General features: G+C 53.5%; 1 protein-coding gene. It reads right to left on the bottom strand.

Annotated features, from left to right (window positions below; all coding sequences use genetic code 11):
• On the bottom strand, nucleotides 1-3,594 hold a 3,594-nt coding region (locus tag B5D63_RS34445; RefSeq protein ID WP_143313388.1), incomplete at both ends, for a non-ribosomal peptide synthetase.

Here is a 3,594-nt window from a genome sequence, read left to right as displayed (position 1 = left end):
GCTTCAGCATCGGCCAGGCTGTTATCGTAATACCGGCAGAGCAGGTAGTCGATCCCTTTATTGGGAATGGTACGCAGCGTCTCTTTTACATGACGCAGCCGGTCGCTCCACGTTGTTCCTTTTAGCTCCAGCATCACCGGGTAAATGCTCGTAAACCAGCCAACTGTCCGGCTTATGTCCACGCCGGGCAATATTTCTTCCCGGCCATGGCCTTCCAGGTCCACACACACCTGTTGCTGTCCGTATTGCTGCGCCACAGCGGCAACAAAAGCCGCCAGCAACACCTCTTCCACCGATGTACGGAAAGTGTCCGGCGCCTGTCGCAGTAACTCGTGCGTACGCATACTGTCCAGCGTGAAACGTACGGTCCGCATTTCCTCTCCGCGGTTGCTGCCCTCCGGCATGTCGCGGGGAATGAAGCCCTGAAGCCCTCTTTTTTCCTGCGCCTGCCAGTAGGCGCGCCCGCTGCGGAATGAGGCGCTCTCCATGTAGTGGTGCAGGTGGGCGGACCATGAAAGAAAAGGAGTGGTTTTGCCGGGCAGCGATAATGTTTGTTTTTGTTGTAACTGGCCGTACAACGTGGCCATGTCTTCCAGCAGGATACGCCAGGAAACGCCATCGGTCACGAGATGATGGACCACGATCAGCAGGTGGCTGCCATCTTTTTCCCGGAACAGCCCCAGTTTCATCAACGGGCCCGCAGTGAGGTCCATGCTTCCCTGCAAAGCCGTACAGGCGGCCTCGTTATATGCATCATATACCGTCAGCGATACAGGCTGCTCCGGCTTAGTGTCCAGCCGCAAGCCTTCGGCGGTTTCTTTTATCACGATGCGCAGCGCATCATGATGCTGTTGCAGGTAACCAAAAATCTGTTGTACCTCGCCGGCGGTAATGCCCTGGGGGAAATGCAGCATCACGGACTGGTTGAAATGCGCATCCCCTGCTGCCGGCCCGTCAAAGAAAAAGCGTTGTACCGGCGTCAGTGCCGCCTCGCCTTTTACGATATCCTGCCGGGGTTGTGCCCGCAGCACTTTCAGGCACCTCGCCAATCCGGCAATGGTCTGATTGGCAAAAATATCTTTCATGGATAACTCGTATCCGGCCGCACGTACGCGTGAAATAATCTGGATGGATTTAATGGAATCACCGCCCAGGGAGAAAAAGTTATCAGCTGTTCCCACACGCGCCATGCCCAGTATCTTGCACCATATCCCGGCGAGAAGTATTTCCTCATCGGTAACAGGCGCCTGGAATGCTTCGCTGCCAAATACAGGTTCCGGCAGTTCGCGTTTATTTACTTTGCCGCTGAGCGTAAGCGGAAATGCGGTTAAATGCACGTATGCAGTTGGCACCATATACTCCGGCAGCTTACCGGTTAAATAGGCCGCCAGGACGGCCGCGTCTATTTCCCCCTCCGCGATATAATAGGCTGCCAGGTATTGCTGTTCTTTGTTTTCACGGCTTAACACCAATACATCCCTGATACCGGCGAACTGCAACAGCAAAGCCTCGATGTCGCCTGTCTCTATCCGCGCGCCACGGATCTTTATCATATTATCTATCCGGCCGGTGAGATAGATCATGCCTTGTTCGTCCCGGTACCCTACGTCACCTGTCCGGTACATTACAGCATAAGCATCCGATGTATCATGGCTGGCGAAAGGGTTCGGTACAAACTTCGACGCCGTCAGCGAAACATCTGCGATATAACCTTTTCCCACACCCGGACCAGCAATACAGATCTCCCCGCTTACCCCTACCGGGCACAGGTTCCGGGCAGCATCCAGCACATGTATGTGAAAATTGGGCAAAGGCTGGCCAATAGGCACGTTCCCCACTCCCTGCTCCTGTAAATCTGGTGGAACAATATAATAAGTAGCATCGTCTGAGGTTTCAGCCGGCCCGTAGAGGTTCAGCAACCGCACATCCGGGTAACATCTGTACCAGGCAACCGCCAACTCCCTGCTCAGCGCCTCCCCTGTGGAGATAACCCAGCGAAGCTTTCCTAATGGCAAAGGAGCCGCATTTACCAGCAAACGGACCACAGACGGAACAACCTCCAGGATAGTAATATCGCCGGCCACCAGCTCCGCTGAAAGAAGACCGGCATCCAGCATCACGTCCCTGTCGATGATATGCGTACAACCACCCACCGTCAACGCCAGCAGCATCTGAACAAGATAAACATCAAAGCTGCATTCTGCCGTTTGTGCAAACCTGTCATCCGATGTTAGCCCCAGCAATTCCTTCAACCCGTGAAAGTGGTTCATCATTCCCCCATGGTGTAACAACACACCTTTCGGCACACCGGTAGACCCGGACGTATACGCGGCATACGCAATGTCCGCCGCCTTCCTGCTCATCCAATCGCTGACAGACCGGTCATGTGCTGTCGTAGCCACAGTTTCGTGCAATACCATCGGACAACCGGCCTTTAACAGACCTGTATATTTTTCTTCCGTTACCACCAGTGCCGGATTACAGCCATCCAGTATACCGGCAATACGGTCTGCGGGATGACGGGTATCCAGGGCAATAAATACCCCGCCTGCTTTCTGAATACCAATAATCCATGACAACAGATCGACGCCACGGTCCAAAAGCAACGGAACGACAGCTCCCGCAGGCAGTCCTATTGAATGCAGGTAATGCGCCATCCTGTTGGATGTTTCATGCAGTGTGCGGTAATCTGTGTCAACGCCACGGTATGTCGCTGCAATATGATGCGGATAAAGTGCTGCCTGGTCTTTAAAAACATCCGGAAAAGTGGTGTTCCCGTATGAACGCGCTGTATTGTTAAACACGTGCAACAGCGTGTGCTCCTCCGCTTCGGGAAGCATAACGATAGCTGACAATAACACTTCATTGTCTGCGATAACTGCCCGTACAATATTTTTAAAATAGGTGATCAACCGGTGGACCGTGCTGCTGTTGAATAAGGAGGCGGCGTATTCAAAATCCAGCTGCAGATCATCGCCCCGCTCACTGACGGTCAGTGTCAGATCAAATTTGGAAGCATACTCTTCATGCAGGTAAGGCTCCAGCTTCAATCCCGGTATGGCCAGCGTCGTCACATCTATGTTCTCATAGCCAAACATCACGTCAAACAACGGGCTGCGGCTCGTGTCACGCTCCGGCGAAAGATCTTCCACCATTGCCTCCAGCGGGTAAGACTGATGCTCAAAACTCTCCAGCGTACGGTCCCGCACCGTCGTTAAAAACGACAGAAAAGACTGGTCCCCATGCGGATGATGGCGTAAAGGGAGCGTATTGACAAACATGCCGGTCAGTGGTTCCAGATCAGCATGATAACGACCGGACACCGATGTGCCCACAACAATATCATCCTGGTTGCAAACGCGTGACAGCAGCACGTTGTACAATGACAACATCACCATAAAAAGGGTGGACTGCGACCGGGACGCCAGCGCCTGTAAAGCTGATACCTCTTCCCTGCTCAGGGAAAAACGGACAACACCACCTTTATCGTCCTTTATCAACGGACGTTTATAATCCAGGGGTAAGTGCAGCAAGGGCACGCCATCCGCAAAAACGCTCTTCCAGTATGACCGGTGCTGCTCCTGCATGGCCCGC

The organism is Chitinophaga eiseniae, from assembly GCF_900167135.1.
Classification (GTDB): Bacteria; Bacteroidota; Bacteroidia; order Chitinophagales; family Chitinophagaceae; genus Chitinophaga; species Chitinophaga eiseniae.
This window is presented reverse-complemented; position numbering and strand designations above follow the sequence as displayed.